This window comes from Streptomyces sp. CNT360 (assembly GCF_000424785.1).
The window spans coordinates 255,402-273,707 of record NZ_AUKO01000013.1; the positions used below are offsets into that span (position 1 = coordinate 255,402).

The window sequence follows — 18,306 nt, forward strand, 5'->3', positions numbered from 1 at the left end:
GCGTCGCCGCTTCCGCCGACGGGCAGGCATGCGGCGGCGCACGGGCGCAGGATCTGGCGGTGAATCAGCGACGTGGGGGCGTCAGCGGCGCGGGCCGGTCACAGGCTGTGGCCGAACAGCTCGCGCGAGACGTGCTGCAGGTGGGCGCGCATGCGCAGCCGGGCCTCGTCGGGGTCTCGCTCCTCGATCGCCCTGACGATGGCCTCGTGCTCCTTGCAGTAGTTCTGCTGCAGGCCGGGACTGTAGGTGCGCTGCTTGAGCCGGCCCCACACCGGCTGGTGCCGGCTGTCGATGAGCAGCCGGCTCGTCTCCACGATCAACGGATTGTGGGTCGCGACGGCGAAGCTGTGGTGCAGGAGCGTGTCCCAGTGCTCGAACTCCGCGGAGCTGGCGGCCTGCTCGCCCTCCTGGTGACAGCGCCGCATCTCCCGCAGGTCCTGCTCCGTGGCGGAAATGACGGCGGTGGGCAGGAACTCCGGCTCGAGCACCAGACGCGCCTGCATGATGTTGACCGGACTGGGCGCGCCCGCCTGCGCGGCCGGCTCGGCCTCCGTGCCGGGCGCGACGAAGGTGCCGCGCCCCACGTGCCGCACGACCACACCCTCGTCCGCCAGGGACTTCAGCACAGACCGGACCACCGCTCGACTGGCTCCGGTCGACGCGGCGAGGTCGCGCTCCGTGGGCAGCTGGGCGCCAGGGGCAAGCTTCTCCTCGCTGATCACCTGCGAGATGTGCGCACGGACCACCGCCGCGGGCCCCACTGCCTGCACCCCTGCCACCTCCCCGGAACAACCAATGCGACCCATCGCGGCCGCCACCGTCTGCTTCTGCTGGAGGACCGGCATGCAGCCCCTCCTCCTGAGCCCAGGAGCCTAGCAGGCGAGCCCCAGGCCAGCGCGCGACATCCCGGCCCGAGCGCCCCCTGCAGGAGGCGCGTTCCAGCCGCCGACGCTCCCCTCCGCCGCAGCGCCGACCGGTCGATGGGCAACCCGGTCGACCGCAGTTCCACCGTCGCCGGCGACGGTGCCCCGCCTGCTGGCCGGGTGCCGGAAAACCGCTGCTCGCAGGCTGCCGCTCAGGGCGGCGGGCGGGGGGCCTGCCCCGTGCCGGGCGACGGAAGGGGGCTGCTGCGCAACCGTTGACGGCCAACCAATCGATACCTATGGTGAGCCGAAGGTTCACATTGGTTTCGCGCAACCGGAGGATCAATGCGCTTCGCGCGCTCACAAACGGAGAACTACGGGCCGGTTCTGTGCGTACTGGACGAACAGGGCGCCGAGCCCCGCATCGTGTGGGACGAGAAGAACCAGCGGCCCTACACCCGCCTCCAGGAACTCGTCGGACTCTCGGGCGACGAACTCGCCCGGCTGGCCACCCGCCCGGGACCTCCCGGCTGGAAGCCGCTGGCCCCCCTCGTGCCGGACCGCAACATCTTCTGCGTCGGCCGCAACTACGCCGACCACGCCGCCGAGTTCGCCCGCAGCGGCTTCGACGCCACGCACTCCGCCGGCGTCGCCGAGGTGCCCGACAAACCCGTCATCTTCACCAAGCCGGCCCATTCCGTCATCGGCCCCGGCCAGGAGATCGACCCGCACACGGACATCACCTCAGCCCTCGACTACGAGGGCGAGATCGGCATCGTGATCTCCAAGCCCGGCTACCGCATCCCGCGGGCCGACGCCCTCGACTACGTCTGGGGCTACACCCTCATCAACGACGTCACCGCCCGGGACATGCAGCGCGACCACAAACAGTGGTTCCTGGGCAAGTCCCTGGACACCTTCTGCCCGATGGGCCCCTGGGTGACCACGGCCGACGAAGTCGACCCCGACAAGATCACACTGCAGACGTTCGTCAACGACGAACTCCGCCAGGACTCCGACACCTCCCGTCTGATCTTCGACATCCCGGCCATCATCGAGACCCTCTCCGCCGGAATCACCCTGCAGCCGGGCGACGTGATCGCCACCGGTACCCCCCAGGGCGTCGGCATCGGTTTCAACCCCCCGCGCTACCTCCAGCCCGGCGACGAAGTCGTCATCAAGGCCAGCGGCCTGGGAGCCCTGCGCAACACCATCGCCCACCCCACCCCGGCACACACCCCCACAGGAGGAGCCACCCAGTGACCATCAGGCAATACCCCGTCCACGTCGAGGCGGACGGCAAAAGTGTGCAGACCCGCGTCCTGGACGCAGGATCGGGCAGCGACCTCGTCCTGTGCATCCACGGCGTCGGCTCACGGGCCGACCGGTTCACCCCCCTGCTCGAGCCCCTGGCCGCCCAGGGCTACCGCGTCCTCGCACTGGACCTGCCCGGCCACGGCTTCGCCGACAAGGGCTCCCTCCCCTTCACCGTCCCCTACTGCGCCGACATCGCCAGCAAGGTCGCCGCCCAGTACGCCCACTCGCGGCTGACCGTCATCGGAACATCCCTCGGCGGCCAGATCGGCGGCTACATGGCACGCAACTTCACCACCCCGGTGCACCGCCTGGCCATGGTGGGAACCCTCGGCGTCGTCCCGCTCGACGAGAAGGAGGGCGCCAACATCAGCCAGGTCATCCTCAAGCAGCGCGGCGTCGAGGACTGCCGACGCAAGCTCACCGCCCTCATCCACGACAGCGCGCGGGTCACCGACGCCTGGGCCCTGGAGGAATCTAGGATCAACAACTCCGCCGGCGCCGACGCCTCCTTCGACGCCATCGGCCGCCACTTCGAAGGCCCCATCAACGACCACCTCATCGCAGCCGACGCCCAGCGCCTCGCCGACCAGGGGGCACCCGTCGGAATGATCTGGGGCAGCGAGGACACCATCGTCTCCGCCGAGACCGGGCGCGCCAGCATGGACCGCCTGCCCGACCTGCCCATGGCCTGGATCCGCGACACCGGCCACGCCCCCTACTGGGAGCGGCCGGCCGCCTTCATCGACGCCCTCAACTGGATCTTCGCCGACACCGCCACCCGGCACGGCCGCGAACGCACCTTCTGAACGCCCACAGCCCACCCAGGCTCGCCAGCGACCAGCCACACCCCACCGAACAACCCCATCCTCTGAACGGGAGCACCCCATGTCCGTGAAGTTCACCCCGCACATCCCCGACCTCGGCAAGCTGTACGGCGCCTACTCGCCGGCCTCGAGCGGGACCGGAACCGTGCACTCGATCGCCGGCCAGCTGGGAGGACTGCCGGACGGCTCCCTGCCCGGCGACGGCAGCATCTACGCCCAGACCAAGCAGTCCTTCGCCAACGTGCAGACCGTCCTCAACGGCATCGGCCTTACCTTCGCCGACGTACTGCGCTTCAACACCTTCATCGTCGACCGCGCCTCCATCCCCGAGTTCATGGACGCCCGCCGGGAAGTCTTCGCCGAGATCTACCCCAACGGCGAATACCCGCCCAACACCCTCGTCCTCGTCTCCGGCCTCGTCGAAGAGCAGTTCAGCGTGGAGATCGAAGCACTCGCCATCGGCTAAACCCAGCGGCCCACCGCGAGCGGGCGGCGCCCACGCTTCTCCCCAAGCAGTCGGCACCGCCCGCCCGCGGACCCGCCCCACCTGTACGCCCGGTGCGTTCGAAGCGACCAGCAAAACCGCAAGCCCGAGACCCCCGCACCACGGAGGCCCCGGCGGAAAACGGCAAAGAGCAGGAGTTGGACAATGGCGAAGCAGTGGATGTTGATCGAAGGCGGGGACGTCATCACCGGCGATGGCTCCACCATTCTGCGCACCTGTGACGTCCTCGCCGAAGGCGACCGGATCGTCAAGTTCGGCAGCGTCGACGCAGAAACCGACATACCCCGCGGTGTCACACTGCAGCGCATCGACGCCCGCGGCAAAACCGTCATGCCCGGACTGATCGACGCGCACTGTCACATGACCTACGGGCTGGCGCGCACCGAAGAAGAAATCAGCATGTACACCCCGGCCGAGCTGCGCACCCTGATCGCCGCGGCCAACATCGAAAAGGTGCTGCACGCCGGGGTGACCAGCATCTCGCAGCCCGGCGGCTCCTTCTACATCGGCGTCGGCCTGCGCGAAGGCATCCGGCAGGGGCTCGTGCACGGCCCCCGCATGACGACCGCCGGCCGGTACCTGACCACGAGCAACGGCCTCACCGACTGGTTCCCGGACACCACCGGCAACCCGGAGGCCAGCACCGGACGGCTGACCAACACCGCGGACGAGATGGTCTCCGAGATCCGCCACCAGGTGAAGAACGGCGTCGACCTGATCAAACTGGCGGACAGCCCGTTCGGCGAATTCCAGGCATTCAGCAACGACGAGATGAAGCTGTGCGCCGACACCGCACACCGCTTCAACCGGCGCATCACCATCCACGCCCGGGGCTCGGACGAGGTCGGCGCGGCCGTCGACGCGGGCTTCGACCACATCATGCACGGCAACATGATGACGGACGAGGTGATCGACAAGCTCGCCCAATCCCAGATCCCGCTGATCCCGACCCTGCTGTTCATGCACCACATCGTCGAGTTCTCCCACCTGTCCGGGATCCGCCCCAGCATCGCCGAGGCGACCAAGCGCATGAACGAGAAGACCATGGACTCGCTGCACCGGGCCCATGCGGCCGGCGTCAAGTTCGGCATGGGCACCGACAGCGGCTTCGCCGTCGTCCCCTACGGCGAGTTCCACGCCCGCGAACTCGAACTCCTCGTGGAATACGCCGGGATGACGCCCCTGGAGGCCATCCGCGCCGGCACGCTCAACAACGCCCCCATGGTCGGCCTGGAGGGCGAGGTCGGCGAGGTCGCCGTCGGCAAGCTCGCCGACCTGATCGTCGTCGACGGCGACCCCAGCGTGAACCTCAAGCTGCTCTACACGCCGGGCAAGATCACGCATGTCGTCCTCGCCGGCGAACTGCAGACCTTCCCCGACGACATCCGCACCCGTTTCCTGCGCAACAACTACCTGCCGCACGACTACGGCTTCGAGGTCATGTCCTACGAGCGCGCCTTCGAGGGCGGCGAACGCCCGGTCACCCAACTCGACTGGAGCACCGAGCAGCGCGAGGACCTCGTCTCGGACCTGCAAAAGCGCGAGCACGAGGTCGCGGCCGCCGCCGAATAGCGCACCGCACTTCCAGCGGTCGGGGCCGGACCCCGACGCTTCACCGCCCGGCCGCCGGGTCAACCCGGCGGCCGGCCACCCCCCAACCTTCGCTCGACACCTCGCAGCACACCGCACAACGTCCCAGACCAGACGCAACCGTTGACAGCTCCGCCCCGGCACGGCCGCCCCCGCGCCTGTGCCGTACTCAACACCGCACTCTGACGGCTCCACCCCGATCCAGGCACTTTCCAACGCATCTTGGAGGTCTACGGATGGCACCGCGAACCGCAGAAATAGCAGGAGCCGGCCTGGCCGGTCTCACCCTGGCCACCCGGCTCGCCCAACTCGGCTGGCACGTACGGCTGCACGAGCGCAACGACGAACTGCGCATGTACGGCGCCGGAATCTGGCTCTGGGAAAGCGGCCTGCAAACGCTCGAGACCCTCGGGGCCTTCGACCAGGCCACCAAGCGGGCACGCACCATCCGCGAATGGCGCATCGCAGACCACCGCGGCAAGCCGCTGATGTCGCGCTACACCGGCCCCGGCGACCGCATGCTCCTGCCACCCCGGGCCGACCTCTACGCCGCTCTGATCGCCCGCGCGGAGTACTACGGCGTCGACATCGTCACGTCCTCACTGGTCACCGGAATGTCCGCGGACGGCCGAATCGAGTACGCCAACGGCAAAACGAGCCGCGCCGACCTGGTCGTCGCCGCAGACGGCGCGTACTCCCGCCTGCGCGAATCGATCTTCTGCACCGCATGGATGGACTTCGGCAGTCAGGCCGGCATCCGCATGCTCATCGACCGCTCCGACGACCAACCCGACGACACGATCATCGAGTACTGGCACGGAGCACGGCGCCTGCTGTTCAACCCCTGCACCGACGAGCAGGACTACATCTTCCTCAGCGCCCCGGTCGGGGACGACCGCGCCGGACGACTCCCCGTCGACCGCGATCTATGGGCCGCGGACTTCCCTGCTGTCGCCGACCTCGTGCACCGCTTCGCCGAAGACGGCCGGTGGGACCGCCTCGTCAACGTCCGCTGCCGACGCTGGAGCGCCGGCCATGCTGCTGTCCTCGGCGACGCCGCCCACGCCATGCCGCCCAACCTTGGACAGGCCGCGAACACCGCCTTCATCAACGCGATGGCCCTCGCCGCCCTCGCGGAACAGAACAAGGACATCACCACCGTGCTGCCCGAATGGGAGCGACGACAGAAGGCCATCACGGACCATGTGCAACGCTGGTCCTACTACTACGGCTTCGTGCTCGGCCACTGCCCGAGCCCATTGCTCGGAACCCGCGCCCGCACGCTCGGGCGCCTGTCCCAGACCCAGTGGTTCGACCGGAACCTCAACCGCGGCGCCCGGCACCAGCCAATGGGTTCCCTGGCAGTCCACTGACCCGCTCGGCCGCCTGGAAGCAGAGACGGCCCCCAGGCCAGGGCTGCGCCTCCCGACTGCTTCTGCCTTGCCGCCTCGTTTGACGCGACGTATGTGCGCCACCACACGTCCGCATCTTGCTGGCCACCTGGTCTTCGTGCGCCCGGGCATGGGGATAGGCAGACCAAAGCAGACCATTGCCCGGGTCGCGACGGCAACGATGACGCCTTCGTGGGCGAGAACCTCGGCCACGAAGGCGGCCATCGCGAACCCGACCCGGCCGCCCCGCGGGGGGAGCGAGCGCTACGTACGAACGGGTGCATCAGGCGGGTCAGGCGTCCGGGCCGTCGTCTGACATTTTCTCGTCCAGCACCCGCAATAGTGCGTGCATGTTGAGCAGGGCTGGCAGGACGTACTCCTGGCGCACGGAGGCGTAGGGCCCGGCTACGGCCGCCCGCCCCCAGGCCCGCTTCGACATGAGCACCCATGCCAGCCGGCGCAAACTCGACGCCGTCGAGCAACTCGCCGTCTTGGCCGAGAAGGCCGGGCACACGCTGATCGAACTGGCCGTCGCCTTCGTCATCAACCACCCCGGTGTCACCTCGGGCATCATCGGCCCGCACACCATGGAGCAGCTGGAGGCGTTCCTGCCGACCGCGGACATCACCCTGTCCGCCGACGTGTTCGACGCGGTCGAACCGGATCGGACTGCCTACAACTATCGCCGACGCCAGCGCACATGCCTACAGAAAAGCGGATGGCCTACACATCGTCGGGACGCGACATCAGTCCTGCGCCGGCGAGGTATCCGGCCTGAGTCCCTGCTACCACCGACCCTGGTGTGGGGCACTCCGCAGTTCCGAATAGCGTGCTGTACCAACAACGGCCATGCAAGGGCCTTCTTGGAGAGTTGGATCAGCGGTCGCGGGAGTACGCGATGCGGGGGTCAACCGGCCGGACCGCTGCTGTGGTGACGGCGGAGGCGGGGACCGGCGCCCTGCCCGGGATACGGGCGCGGGCTGGGCTGGCGGCGAGCGCGGCGGCGCTCAACGGAGACGCGCGAGCGGGACCATGGCCGCGCTCCCTATCGGCGGCCGGCGTCGCAACAGAGCGGGTCCGGGCCGTCACCTCTTGAGCGAGACGGGGCTGCACTGCGACTTGGAGCCCCGAACGGTGCAGGGCCACCGTGGCGTCGGCGACTTTCCCCAGCGCCTCGACGCGATCGGTGGTCGCGGGGAGCGTGTAGACGTCCAGGCTCGAGTTGTGCCGCCAGCCGTCCTCCACCAGCGCGAGCGCGCTAAGGGCGGAGACACGGTCGTCGAGGGCTGCGATGATGCCGAGCTGCGGGTGATCGGCGAAGGCGACGTCTGGTTCACCGAGCGGACCGCGGTCGCGTACCTGTGCCGTGTCGGGCGCCAGTGCAGGGTCAAGCGCGGCGTCCACATCGACCTGGTAGCCGGCCTTGCGCAGCAGCTCGATGGCCCGCCTCGTACGGCCGTGACCGTCACGGTTTTGGTCGGCCAGCGCGTACAACGTCGCCTGGTCGGCAACGGGATGGAAGTCGAATCCCCTTAGCATCCAGGAGCTGGCCGCGAGGTTCTTCGGGTTCGCGGCGACGATGCCGTGGACAGGGTGGTGGCCGAAGGCCAGGTCGGGCAGCACATCGTAGTGGCTGGGCATGGGAGATCCATCCGAGGCGGGTGCGGTTGCAGGTGCGGGCGACGGGCGGATCAGTTCTGGTGGTGCGGTGCACGGAGGACTCCTGGGCGGTTACAGGTGCGGGCGACGGGCGGATCAGTTCTGGTGGTGTGGTGCACGGAGGACTCCTGGGTCGCGGTCGGTCAGAGTCGGGGAGCGGATGAGGGACGAGCCGGCGACGGTGCGGCCCGCGCGGAAGACTCCGTCGGCGGACCGGTCGGGGGCACGCGCTGGCCGATCGACGGTGAAGGGGTGAGAGCGACACGCGCCCGGGATGGAGCGGAGCCGGGTGGGAGCACGTTGGCGGCGCGCTCCTTGCCGGATCGTTCCTGCTCCTGGCGTGGCGGTACGCCAAGCTGGTCCAGGCGGGCGTCGACGGCGGCGAGGAGATCCGGCACGCTGCCGCCGTGGCGTGCATGCGGACCGTTCGGCTCGGAGTCGTAGATCACTTCGTAGACGGCAGGCTCGACGGATCGGTGGCGGGTGACCATCCAGCTTTCCGAGGACTCGGGGTGCGGCTCCTGTGGGGGCGAGATGATCAGCGAACTACCGTCGGGAAGCTCGGCGTGGACGATGTAGTCGTTGAGGCCGTACTCGACGGTGCACTCCAGGCCGCGCTGCCCGAGCATGGAACAGAGGGCGGCCTGAAGGTGCCGCGGATCGGATGCGGAGGGCGGGGGCGGGCCGTCGCGGTGCATGGAGTTCTCCGTTGCGAACGCCCCGCCGGACGGTGTGAGCCGCCGGGAGTGTGGGCTGGGGGAGTGCGGTGATCCATGAGGATCCGGTGATCGGGCGTTTTGGTGCGGCCGTGACTGCGCGCTAGGGATCACCGCGACTGACCTGGAGCCGGCGGATGCGGCGCCGGGGGGACTGAGGGAGAGGCGGGTGACGCAGCAGGGGTGTTGTGAGGGGACCGGGTCAGGGCGACGCGCGCCCGTTCGGTCTGCGCCGGCCGTTCGGTGTCCGCCCGGTGAGCGAGGAGTTCGCCTATACGCACCAACGCCGGTCCCTGATAGGACAGTTCGTGTGCGTAGTGCCAGCCTTCGGTGTTGCGGTGCTCCTCGGCGCGCTCCTGGTAGAGGTGGAGCACGCTCGGTTGTGAACCGTCCATGAGCGCCATGACGCCGTCCCACTCGTGCCGCAGCTCCTCCGCCCGGAGAAGGGTGGTGTCGATCCCGCGCAGCCGACGGAGGTCGTCACTGATCGGCCCCTCGACGTAGTCGGGGCCGTCGGCGGCGGCGCGGACCCCGGCCAGCACTTCGGGTCCGTGGTCGAGGAACACCTCGGCGTGCTTCCACGCGTCGGCGTCCCGCTTGACCTTCCCGTCCCCGTAGACCTTGTCGTCCAGCGGCCAGCCGTCCGCGTCGCAGAGGGAGCCCGAGACTGCATCCCACGCGTCGGACGCCTCGTTGATGCCGGCGGCGGCCGAGGCCAGTGCCGGGAGGTGCCGTCGCCACGCCAAGGGCTCTGCGACCTGCGGCGGCTGGTCATCATCGGAGAAAGGAGAAGTAGAAGTAGCAGACATGATCGATCCCTTTTGCTGAGCTGGGCGTTGGGCTACGCCGCCATGCGGGCGTCGGTGTCGAACAGCTCCCGCTCGGCCGGGTGGAGGATGTGCTGGGTGATGAAGCTGCGACCGGCGACCTTCCACAGGCCCCGGCCCTTGGTCAGGGCGGACACTGCCTGGGTCTCGACACCGGTCAGGCCGAGCAGGGATGCGGCGGCAGCGAGCTGGTCCGGCTCCTGGCGGTAGATGATGCGGGTGGAGCAGTCGGCGAGCAGGCCCTCGGCCAGCACGCGACCGCGCGAGCCGGCGTCGCCCGCCGAGAGCAGGTCCGACAGCCGGTGGATCACCATCAGGTTCGCGATGCCCAGCCCCCGTGAGAGCTTCCATTGGCTCTGCATCCGCTCCAGCAGGCCGACGTGCCGCATCAGCCGCCACGCCTCGTCGTAGATCACCCAGCGTCGACCGCCATCGGGATCGGACAGGGCTGACTCCATCCACGCGCTCGCACACGTCATCGCGAGCACCAGCGCTGTGTCGTCGCCGGAGCCGCCGAGACGGGAGAGGTCGATGGACAGCATCGGTGTGGTCGGGTCAAACGACACCGTGGACGGGGCGTCGAACATGCCGCTCAAGTCGCCGTGCACAAGGCGTCGCAGGGCGTGGGCGAGATCCTGGGCGGCCGAGCCGAGGTGTCCGGCCTGGTGGCCGAGAGCCTGGTCGAGGCGTTCGGGGGAGCCGAGTACGTGCGCGATCTCGCCGAGCAGCGGCACCGTGCCCTGACCGATGGCATCGGCGACGACCAGGTCCAAGGCGAGGTCGAGAGCGGTGTGTTCCATCGGCAGCAGATCGCGCTTCAGCACGGTACGGGCGAGGCCGGCCAGGAGCAGCAGCCGGCGCTTGCGGACCTCCGTGCACCAGTCCTCCTTGCTGACGGAGGCGGGGCGGGCCGGGGCATCGAGCGGATTCAACCGGCCCGGGAGCCCTGGACCCAGGGCGATGCTGTAGCCGCCGAGGGCCTGCGAGACGCCGGTCCACTCTCCCTTGGGGTCGCAGGGGATGTAGACGCGGTAGCCGTGGGCGATCGACCGGGTGGCGATCGACTTCGCCAGCGCCGACTTGCCCATGCCGATGATCCCGGCCAGAACTGCGTTGGGGTTCGTGAAGCCTTCGATCCGGCCGCTGTTGTAGAGCGAGAACGGATCGAAACAGAAGGCCGCCTCCGCGTGCACATCGCGGCCGATGAACACCCCTTCGGCGCCCAGGCCGCCCTCGGCCACGAACGGGTACGCGCCGCTGGCTGTCGCGGTGGTCATCCGGTGGGCGGGCAGGTCGAGCTTGCCGCCGCGGGCGGACGCCGGACCGGGGCGACCCGCGAGCGGATAGGTGGGCCGCAGATCCGGGTCGAGGGTCTGCTCGGCGCGGTGCTTGGGCGGGCTTCCGGCGAGGCGTGCCTGGCGGCGAGCCTCGGTGAAATCGGCTCGGGCGGCCCGCTGCTCGGCGCGTGTCGTCTTATGGGGCACGAACAGGGGGGAGGCACTGGCGCGGGTACGGGGCATGACGTTTCTCCAGGTGAGGGATGGATCAGCGGCGGACGAGGCCGGTGAACGGGGCGTGCAGGTCGGCCGGGGTGGTGCGCCGCCGCACGAGATGAGCGGTGCGCTGGTGGCGCTGGCAGATGGTCAGTTCCGGTGCGCCCTCTGGAAGGCCGGTCTGGCACGCCTCCGGTTCGGGGACCTCGCCGGAATCCGGGCGGGGTGCCGCGTGGTAGGCGGCGTGGAGGTGCTCGGCGGCCTGCCAGATGCGGGTGCGGGCGGTACGGAGCTGGTCGCCCTCGATCGCCACGAGCTGCCCGGTGCGACCGGCGTGGGCGTCGAGCAGCCCGTACAGCGAGACGAGGTGGGCGTGCAGGGCGTCCAGTTCGGCCCGGGTGGTGACCAGCGGGCTGCCCGGGATGTTGAGCGCCCGGTGGAAGTCGAGTGCGGCGGTGGCGAAGGGCACGAAGTCCTGCGCGGTCGGGCTGGTGGTGCGGGACATGAGGGTGCTCCTTCGAAGGGAAGGGTCAGGCAGCGAGCGCGAGCGGCAGGGCGGCGGCGGCGAACGCCTCGGCCTGCTGCCAGGTCAGCGGCCGGAGATCGAGCTGGGCGCCGACAGCGGCGGTCTCCACGACGGCGCAGGCGGTGCGCAGCTCGTCCTCGGTGTCGGCTGAGACGGTCAGCAGACCGGTCAGGGCGACATCGGCGTGCCCGGCGATGAGCTGGCGTTCGCGAGACTTGATGTCCTGGTACTCGAGTGAGTCCGCCTCGGAGTCGACCTGACCGCGCCGGGCCCGTTCGGCGGCGTCGGCGATCACGCTGGACTTCTTGCGCTGCACGTCGCGCAGGGCGGCGTCGAGGTTCTTCGGCTCATAGGAGAGCGACAGCGTGCGCCGGACGCCGCCGGTGAAAAGGAGCTGGTGCAGGAACCCGGCCGACGTCTCGGTGCGCGGCCAGTTCTCCACCCAGTAGGTGGCGTGCACGGCGGAGTCAGTGGCGATGTGGTCCGCCTTTTCGACGACCACGACGGGGCCGGCAGCGGCGGGCTCGGCCTCGGGGCGACCGGCCGTGGACCAGCGGTCGAGTGTCGCCAGCGCCTTCGGGTCGTAGGAGGTGCGCACCACGGCGGCGATCTCGCGGGCTGTGAGCCAGCCCGTCGGGGTGAGACCGGCGGTCCGCGCCGCCTGGTCGAACGTGGAGGTGAGCTGGGCGAGGACACTGAAGGCACCGGTGAGACCGCCACCGGCCTGGTTGATCAGCCGACGGGCCGCCTTGGTGTCCAAGGACACCGCGACGTACGCCTCGTGCGGGGCGGCTGCGGGGCCGGCGCTCTGGATCAGCTCGTTGTAGATCGCGCCGGCCATTGGGGTGTCGGGTCGGCCGTGCTCTTCCCAGTAGCGGCGCAGCGCGTCGCCGGAGTCGGGGATGGTGCGCTCGATCACCTGGATGCGGGCGATCTGTCCGGTACGGGCGAGGGCCGCCAGCGCGCGTCCCCAGCCGCCGACGTTGGCCTGCTGGGTGCCCGGGTCGAGCAGGGCGTAGGCGCGGGAGGAGACCTTGACCACCGCGGTCAGCGTCCCGGTGTGCGGGTTGTGGACGGCGCCGTACTTACCGTCGGGAGCGGTGGCCACGCGCAGGCTGGCGGCAGTGCCGGGAAGGTGCAGCAGCCCCTCGCGGGTCGGCCGGCGGGAGGGCCGGGTGAGCCAGACGAGCTGGCCTCGCATCCGGCGCAGCGCGTAGCGGACGACGATCGGGGCCCAGTCGGCCAATGCGCGGCCTCGGTGGCGGACGAAGACGAGCAGGGCGATGACCGCCCACAGCGGTATGAGCTGGAGAGCGCCGACCACGCCTCGGGCGAGGATGACGGTGAGAAGGAGAAGGCCGGTGAGTCCGGCGACGGCCAACTGCGGGACGGTCAGGCCGAGCAGGACGCCGCGCCTGCTGCGGTGGGGAAACTTCACGGTGGGCGTGGAGGACTGGTCCTTGCCGGACATGGTGGTTCCAGACGGTGGGAGCGGGCGGAGGACGGGGCGCGCGGCGGTCTTCTGGACGTCATGGCGAAACCTTCCTGTTGATCGGGCAGAGGCGGGGGCAGGCCGTGGAGTGCGGCCCGCCCCCGGGGATGTGGGTCAGGAACCCGACGGCGGCTGGGTGGGATACACCCAGTTGCTCGGCGTCGGAGAACCGGCGGCCGACGGCGTGGGGCCAGCAGGCGGCATGGAGGTCATGTTGCCGCGCGGAGCCGCTGCGGCTGCGAGTTGACCCGAACCGCCCGAGACGCCATGGGCAGTCGATTCGGACCCATCCGGTTCGTCCTCGCCGGGCCGGGTGATCAGCGGCGGGATCCCGGGGCGCTGGATCAGGGCACGGCCCTTGTCGCCGGAGGCGTTGGGGTCCTCGCCGTACCGGAAGCGGGTCTGCTGCTTGGGCGGCCCAGCGTCGATCCCCTCCTTGCTGAGGTTGGTGCCCGAGGGGTTGATACCGGAGGCGACGCCATCGGTCCCTGCCCCGGGGACCTGGTTCGGCCCCTGCGGAGCGGGGGTGCCGGTGCTGGCCCGCATCGCGAGGCTGCCCACGGTCTTGGCCGCTCCGGCGGCGACTGCCATGCCGGCGACGCCGGTACGGTGCATGTCGTCGTGACCACCACCATCGCTGGCCCAGTGCACGAACTTGTACGTCGCGTAGGGGCAGAGCAGCACCAGGACCATCACGACGATGCCGGCCATCGCGTCGGACAGGGCCGCCATCCCGTCGCTGGCGTCGGTCTTGCCCATGGCGGAGACGCCGATGAGGAAGACGACGGTCATCAGGAGCTTGGAGACGATGAGGGTGCCGGTGGCCTCGATCCAGCCGCGCCGCCACCGCTTGGCGACCTCCCAGCCGCCGCCCGCCCCGGCGAACACGGCGAGCGCGACCATGATCAGGACGCCGACCTTGCGGGCGACCATCACGCCCCAGTAGAGGAAGGCGCCGATCGCGCACCCGAAGGCGACCAGCGCGGGCACACCCCAGCCGAGGCCGTACATGGCCCCCATCTGATCGACCTTGATCACACGGCGGATCGCATCGTCGATCGAGGTGTTGGCGGCTTTGAAGAGGCCGTCGGACAGCGCGTCGACCACGGTGATGGCGACGGTGGTGAAGGCGATGGCGGAGAAGCTGAACAGGACTCCGGTCATGGTGCCGAACGCCGCCTTGGCGAGTGCGCGTTCGTCTCGGCGCCAGGCCGCGGTCATGAGCTGGATGCAGAAGATGCCGACGGTCAGGGCGAGGCCGATGGGCAGCAGCAGCTCGTAGTTGTCGCGGAACCATCCCGCGTTGAGGTCGATCGCCGTCGTCTTGTTGACGGCCTTGGCGGCCAGGTCGGCCGCGCTGGACGCCAGCTCACCCGCCGACTTCGCGATCCACGCGCCGAGACCGTCGGTGACGGTGCCGGCGGGGTTGGTGGCGAAGTCGACAGCGCCGCACACCTTGTCCATCAGCGGGAAGTCGCAGACTCCCATGGGTCGTACCTCCGTTCTGGGGCGAGGGTCAGGGAGCGACGGACGGCATGACGCCGACCAGAGCGCAGGGGTGGTTGGGCCGGCACTGGACCGCGAGGGTGGTGGAACGGCTCTCCGCGCCGCCGGCGGCCGAGCCCTTCCAGCGAATCGACTGCTTGCCGGAGACCGTGACGGCGTAGACGTACGCCTGGGTGATCGCCCCGGGGTCGTCCTGGAGGGCCTGGGTGAAGGCGTGCGGGAAGTGGCCCTCGTTGATCTTGGCGGTGGCTGCCTGCTTGTTGGCGGCCATCTCCTTCCACAGCACGGCCGAGGGGACCGCCTGGTCGACGGAGGCCGGATCGGCGTACTTCGACTCCGTGGTCAGCCAGCCGCGCAGCGCCTTGCGCAGCTCGGGCTGCGAGTACGCGTGGGTGTCGTACGACCACAGCGCTGCTGCGGCGGCCTTGCCGTACGTGATCGGGTCGTGGGTTTTCGGCGGGACGGGGAGAGCGCGGGGTCGGGTGTGCGGCCTGGACGGTGCCGCGGACGACGAGGAGGCCGTGGGCGAACTCGACGGTGGCGCAGGAGTATCGGAGGGGCTTCGGCTCTCGCGGGTGAGGTATGCGGCCAGGCCGGCGAGGGCGACGAGCACCGCCAGGACGGCAGTGCCGAGCAGCGCCCGGCGGCGCACGCGAGATGCGCCGCCGGGGTGTGTGGAGTGCTGAGCCATCAGTGGACCTGCGTCCCGAGCGTCGAGAAGAAGGCCACCACGCCGTTGGCCGCACCGAGCAGAAGGGCCGCGCCCGCGCTGACCAGCACGCCCTTCTTCCCGTTCGCCTCCGCCTGGTGACCGCCCGAGTGATGGCCCCAGGCCCATACGCCCGCGCTGACGGCGAGGGCGCCGACCACGGCGATGAGCCCGAAGAGGTTGATCGAGCCCATCACCTGCTTGAGGACGTTGAGGCCGGGGAGTCCGCCCTCGTTCGGCTTGATTCCGGGGTCGTAGGCGAGCTGTATGACCTGGTCAGCGAGATACATGGGAACTCCAGTTCGAGGGAGCGCAGCGCCAAAGCCCGGCGGGGCGAACAAGCGGTGCGAGGGGGGAGGCGAGGAGGGGGAGGAGCGTCGGTCAGACGACTCGGCGGGCCGCGAGAATCCGCGATTTCCAGGACGCGACGGTGGTGATCCGTACGACGTCGCCGGTGTGCGGGGCGTGGACGATCAAGCCCTGGCCGATCGCCATCCCAACGTGTTCCGGTACGGCGGCCGTCCCCTCGGTGAAGAGGAGGTCGCCCGGCTCGAGGGCATCGACCGAGACGGCCTTGCCGTCCTTGACCTGCGTGTACGTGGTCCGCGTCAGGGTGACCCCGGCGGCCTTGTACGCGCCCTGCATCAGGGAGGAGCAGTCGCAGCGGCCCATCGGGTTCTTGCCGTGGGAGTCGGTGCACGTGCCGCCCCACTGATACGGCGTGCCGAGCTGGCCGAGCGCCCACCGGATCGCCGTCTGCACCTTCGGCGGCGCGGAGGCGGGAATCTTGTACTCGTCCGGCAACGCGCCCGCCGGGATGGTGCCGAAGTCCGTCCCGTCGCCGTCCGCCGAACAACCCCCCGCGGAATCGGGAGAGGGGCTGCCGGTGTCGGCAGAACCGGACGGCGACGGGCTCGGCGATGCACCGCCGGCCTCCTGCAGCAAGGGCGCGATGGCCTTCTGCAGCGCGGTGGCCAGCGGCTCCCACTTGGCGTACGCCTCGGGGAAGCCCGACTTCTGCACCGCCTGGGCGGCCTGGGTAACAGAGAGGGACTGCCACCCGGAGACCTTCTTGAGCCCCTCGTAGAACTTCGTCGAGGCGTGCACCGGGTCAAGGATCTGGCTGGCCGTGCCCCAGCCCATCGACGGCCGCTGCTGGAAGAGACCCAACGAATCGCGATCGCCGTAGGTCAGGTTCCGCAGGCCGCTCTCCTGCAGCGCGGTCGCCAGGGCGACGACCTGCCCTCGGGCAGGGATGTTCATCGCGACACCCGTGGCCTGGATCGTCTTGGCGTTGGGCACCTGGTCGGCAGGCGCGTCCAGGCCCGGCACGGAGACCGAGCCCTTGTCGCCGCCGTCCAAGATGGCCTTCACCTGCTTGGCGACGGCGGAGGTGTCCACACCCTGTGCACCGTCGGTCGAGCACGAGGCCGAGGCGGTCCCGGCACCGATGCCGAGAATCGGCAGTGCCAGCAGGAGTGGTCCGGTGGCGCACAGACCGACGAGGGCTCCCGTCGTCTTCTTCACGGCCGCCGCCGTTCAGCACGAGGGCGGTGCGAACCAGACGACGGAGGTGGGTCGGGGCGCGGGTGTGTCAGGGCATGCTGCATCGCAGCGGCTCCTCGGTGTTCGTAGGAGGCGCGGTGCCGACTTCTCGTGCAAAGCCGTCGGCACCGCGCCGATGTGCATCCGCCTCTCGGCGGGCCCAGGTCAGAGGAGTTGGTAGCTCCACGACGCCGGTTTCAGGTCACGCGCGGCAGCCAGCCGCGCTCGTAATCTCAGGCAGTGCACGTGGGCCTCCTCACGGCGCTCGCGGGCAGATGGGCAACATGCCTTCGACGCTGCTCGATTGGACGAGACAGCACGGATAAGCACAGCTCAACGGGGGTGGAGCAACGCTCCTTCCCGGTGGCACGGCGAGACAGTAGACCGGGATTCCGGCCGCACCAAACGACTGCCATCCGAGGGCTCAAAGCAGGGAGCCACCTCGTTAGGTGCGGCCGAAATTCACCGTTAACCTCCGCTGCAACCTCGCACCGGATGCGCGCCGTTGAGCGCTGCCCGGAGCAGGTCCAGACTCCGCCGCGCCCGAATAGAGGCCCTCCCCATGAGCTACACGCTGCACCGAGGCGACGCCCTGACCGTCCTGAAGTCCCTCCCGGACGAGAGCGTCCAGGCGGTGATCACCGATCCGCCGTACAACTCCGGGGGCCGCACCAGCTCCGACCGAACCGGCCGTACCGCTCGCGCCAAGTACGTCACGAGCAACTCGGCACACGACCTCGCCAACTTCCCCGGCGAGAACCGCGACCAGCGCTCCTACCGCTCCTGGCTGACCGAACTGCTCACCGAGGCGTACCGGGCCTCGACCGAGCACGCGGTCGCCATGGTCTTCACCGACTGGCGACAGGAGCCGACCACCTCCGACGCCCTGCAGATGGCGGGATGGACCTGGAGCGGCACGATCCCGTGGATCAAGCCGTCCAGCCGCCCCCGCAAGGGCGGGCCGAAGCAGGACTCGGAGTTCATCATCTGGGGCGTCAAGGGCTCCCTCGACAACACCCGCGACCTCTACCTGCCGGGGCACTACATCGCCTCCCAGCCCCGCAAGGGCCGGGTTCACATCACCCAGAAGCCCGTCGAGGTCATGCAGCAGCTCGTCCAGGTCTGCCCCGAGGGCGGCACCGTCCTCGACCCGTTCACCGGCAGCGGCTCCACAGGGGTCGCGGCCCTGCGCGAAGGACGCCACTTCGTAGGCGTCGAGCTGTCCGCGCACTACGCCGACGTCGCCGAGGAGCGGCTGCGAGCCGAACTGACGAAGGACGACTTCGAGCTGGCCGGACCGGAGGCATGAGCGTGAGAGCGCAGAGAGGCCAGGGCCGGCGGCC

Annotated in this window: 19 protein-coding genes; 7 read left to right on the plus strand and 12 right to left on the minus strand. The window is 69.9% G+C overall.

All coding sequences use genetic code 11. The features are described 5' to 3' along the window. Positions 1-98 precede the first annotated feature (98 nt). The gene (locus tag H297_RS0115740) at positions 99-845 is read right to left on the minus strand and encodes a FadR/GntR family transcriptional regulator (protein ID WP_199787202.1); all 747 of its coding nucleotides are present in this window, start codon (positions 843-845) and stop codon (positions 99-101) included. 363 nt (positions 846-1,208) lie between these two features. Between H297_RS0115740 and H297_RS36615 the strand changes: the two genes are divergently transcribed. From H297_RS36615 to H297_RS0115765, 5 genes are all read left to right on the plus strand, one after another. Continuing rightward, positions 1,209-2,126: a fumarylacetoacetate hydrolase family protein gene (locus H297_RS36615; protein WP_078514138.1), complete on the plus strand. Its 918-nt coding sequence runs from the start codon at positions 1,209-1,211 to the stop codon at positions 2,124-2,126. Further along, positions 2,123-2,986, plus strand: a complete 864-nt coding sequence (locus H297_RS0115750; RefSeq protein WP_027737837.1) for an alpha/beta fold hydrolase — start codon at positions 2,123-2,125, stop codon at positions 2,984-2,986. The genes H297_RS36615 and H297_RS0115750 overlap by 4 nt, the downstream gene beginning before the upstream one ends. Before the next feature lie 79 nt (positions 2,987-3,065). Then, a complete protein-coding gene (locus H297_RS0115755) occupies positions 3,066-3,470 on the plus strand; it encodes a RidA family protein (RefSeq protein ID WP_051351870.1) in 405 nt (134 codons plus the stop codon). Between the two features lie 183 nt (positions 3,471-3,653). Beyond that, complete coding sequence (locus H297_RS0115760; protein WP_027737839.1) at positions 3,654-5,081, plus strand: metal-dependent hydrolase family protein; 1,428 nt, start codon at positions 3,654-3,656, stop codon at positions 5,079-5,081. 254 nt (positions 5,082-5,335) lie between these two features. Further along, complete coding sequence (locus H297_RS0115765) at positions 5,336-6,472, plus strand: FAD-dependent oxidoreductase (RefSeq protein ID WP_027737840.1); 1,137 nt, start codon at positions 5,336-5,338, stop codon at positions 6,470-6,472. 310 nt (positions 6,473-6,782) lie between these two features. Here the strand turns inward: H297_RS0115765 and H297_RS43270 are convergent, their stop codons facing one another. Then, positions 6,783-6,929 (minus strand): hypothetical protein, encoded by a 147-nt coding sequence (locus H297_RS43270; protein WP_158693695.1) that lies wholly within the window; start codon positions 6,927-6,929, stop codon positions 6,783-6,785. Here H297_RS43270 and H297_RS44275 point away from each other — a divergent pair. Continuing rightward, on the plus strand, positions 6,928-7,425 hold the full coding sequence (locus H297_RS44275) for an aldo/keto reductase (protein ID WP_239142089.1): 498 nt from the start codon (positions 6,928-6,930) through the stop codon (positions 7,423-7,425). The genes H297_RS43270 and H297_RS44275 overlap by 2 nt on opposite strands. Here H297_RS44275 and H297_RS0115775 read toward each other — a convergent pair. The 10 genes from H297_RS0115775 to H297_RS0115820 form a co-directional block, all read right to left on the minus strand. Continuing rightward, entirely contained in the window at positions 7,367-8,131 is a 765-nt protein-coding gene (locus H297_RS0115775) for a hypothetical protein (protein WP_027737842.1), read from the minus strand. The genes H297_RS44275 and H297_RS0115775 overlap by 59 nt on opposite strands. A 161-nt stretch (positions 8,132-8,292) precedes the next feature. Beyond that, the gene (locus H297_RS0115780; RefSeq protein WP_027737843.1) at positions 8,293-8,847 is read right to left on the minus strand and encodes a hypothetical protein; all 555 of its coding nucleotides are present in this window, start codon (positions 8,845-8,847) and stop codon (positions 8,293-8,295) included. A 128-nt stretch (positions 8,848-8,975) separates the two neighbouring features. Then, on the minus strand, positions 8,976-9,611 hold the full coding sequence (locus H297_RS0115785; RefSeq protein WP_027737844.1) for a hypothetical protein: 636 nt from the start codon (positions 9,609-9,611) through the stop codon (positions 8,976-8,978). Positions 9,612-9,706: 95 nt separating this feature from the next. Next, on the minus strand, positions 9,707-11,212 hold the full coding sequence (locus H297_RS0115790; protein ID WP_027737845.1) for an ATP-binding protein: 1,506 nt from the start codon (positions 11,210-11,212) through the stop codon (positions 9,707-9,709). 25 nt (positions 11,213-11,237) lie between these two features. Next, positions 11,238-11,690 carry a DUF6238 family protein gene (locus tag H297_RS0115795; RefSeq protein WP_027737846.1) on the minus strand — a complete coding sequence of 151 codons (453 nt, stop codon included), beginning with the start codon at positions 11,688-11,690 and terminating at the stop codon, positions 11,238-11,240. Positions 11,691-11,715: 25 nt separating this feature from the next. Beyond that, complete coding sequence (locus H297_RS0115800; RefSeq protein WP_027737847.1) at positions 11,716-13,182, minus strand: SCO6880 family protein; 1,467 nt, start codon at positions 13,180-13,182, stop codon at positions 11,716-11,718. A gap of 135 nt (positions 13,183-13,317) precedes the next feature. Beyond that, positions 13,318-14,691, minus strand: a complete 1,374-nt coding sequence (locus H297_RS0115805) for an SCO6881 family protein (protein WP_027737848.1) — start codon at positions 14,689-14,691, stop codon at positions 13,318-13,320. A 28-nt stretch (positions 14,692-14,719) separates the two neighbouring features. Continuing rightward, on the minus strand, positions 14,720-15,400 hold the full coding sequence (locus H297_RS0115810; RefSeq protein WP_027737849.1) for a hypothetical protein: 681 nt from the start codon (positions 15,398-15,400) through the stop codon (positions 14,720-14,722). Then, entirely contained in the window at positions 15,400-15,708 is a 309-nt protein-coding gene (locus H297_RS0115815; RefSeq protein ID WP_023421641.1) for a DUF6112 family protein, read from the minus strand. The genes H297_RS0115810 and H297_RS0115815 overlap by 1 nt, the downstream gene beginning before the upstream one ends. 91 nt (positions 15,709-15,799) lie before the next feature. Further along, positions 15,800-16,945, minus strand: a complete 1,146-nt coding sequence (locus tag H297_RS0115820; RefSeq protein ID WP_027737850.1) for a C40 family peptidase — start codon at positions 16,943-16,945, stop codon at positions 15,800-15,802. Positions 16,946-17,525: 580 nt separating this feature from the next. Between H297_RS0115820 and H297_RS0115825 the strand changes: the two genes are divergently transcribed. Then, positions 17,526-18,272 carry a DNA-methyltransferase gene (locus tag H297_RS0115825; RefSeq protein ID WP_027737851.1) on the plus strand — a complete coding sequence of 249 codons (747 nt, stop codon included), beginning with the start codon at positions 17,526-17,528 and terminating at the stop codon, positions 18,270-18,272. The last annotated feature ends 34 nt before the right edge of the window (positions 18,273-18,306 follow it).

Coding starts and splice junctions, on each gene's coding strand:
- H297_RS0115740 (WP_199787202.1), bottom strand. CDS start 845: ATGCCGGTCCTCCAGCAGAAGCAGACGGTGGCGGCCGCGATGGGTCGC.
- H297_RS36615 (WP_078514138.1), top strand. CDS start 1,209: ATGCGCTTCGCGCGCTCACAAACGGAGAACTACGGGCCGGTTCTGTGC.
- H297_RS0115755 (WP_051351870.1), top strand. CDS start 3,066: ATGTCCGTGAAGTTCACCCCGCACATCCCCGACCTCGGCAAGCTGTAC.
- H297_RS0115760 (WP_027737839.1), top strand. CDS start 3,654: ATGGCGAAGCAGTGGATGTTGATCGAAGGCGGGGACGTCATCACCGGC.
- H297_RS0115765 (WP_027737840.1), top strand. CDS start 5,336: ATGGCACCGCGAACCGCAGAAATAGCAGGAGCCGGCCTGGCCGGTCTC.
- H297_RS44275 (WP_239142089.1), top strand. CDS start 6,928: ATGAGCACCCATGCCAGCCGGCGCAAACTCGACGCCGTCGAGCAACTC.
- H297_RS43270 (WP_158693695.1), bottom strand. CDS start 6,929: ATGTCGAAGCGGGCCTGGGGGCGGGCGGCCGTAGCCGGGCCCTACGCC.
- H297_RS0115775 (WP_027737842.1), bottom strand. CDS start 8,131: ATGCCCAGCCACTACGATGTGCTGCCCGACCTGGCCTTCGGCCACCAC.
- H297_RS0115780 (WP_027737843.1), bottom strand. CDS start 8,847: ATGCACCGCGACGGCCCGCCCCCGCCCTCCGCATCCGATCCGCGGCAC.
- H297_RS0115790 (WP_027737845.1), bottom strand. CDS start 11,212: ATGCCCCGTACCCGCGCCAGTGCCTCCCCCCTGTTCGTGCCCCATAAG.
- H297_RS0115795 (WP_027737846.1), bottom strand. CDS start 11,690: ATGTCCCGCACCACCAGCCCGACCGCGCAGGACTTCGTGCCCTTCGCC.
- H297_RS0115800 (WP_027737847.1), bottom strand. CDS start 13,182: ATGTCCGGCAAGGACCAGTCCTCCACGCCCACCGTGAAGTTTCCCCAC.
- H297_RS0115805 (WP_027737848.1), bottom strand. CDS start 14,691: ATGGGAGTCTGCGACTTCCCGCTGATGGACAAGGTGTGCGGCGCTGTC.
- H297_RS0115810 (WP_027737849.1), bottom strand. CDS start 15,400: ATGGCTCAGCACTCCACACACCCCGGCGGCGCATCTCGCGTGCGCCGC.
- H297_RS0115815 (WP_023421641.1), bottom strand. CDS start 15,708: ATGTATCTCGCTGACCAGGTCATACAGCTCGCCTACGACCCCGGAATC.
- H297_RS0115825 (WP_027737851.1), top strand. CDS start 17,526: ATGAGCTACACGCTGCACCGAGGCGACGCCCTGACCGTCCTGAAGTCC.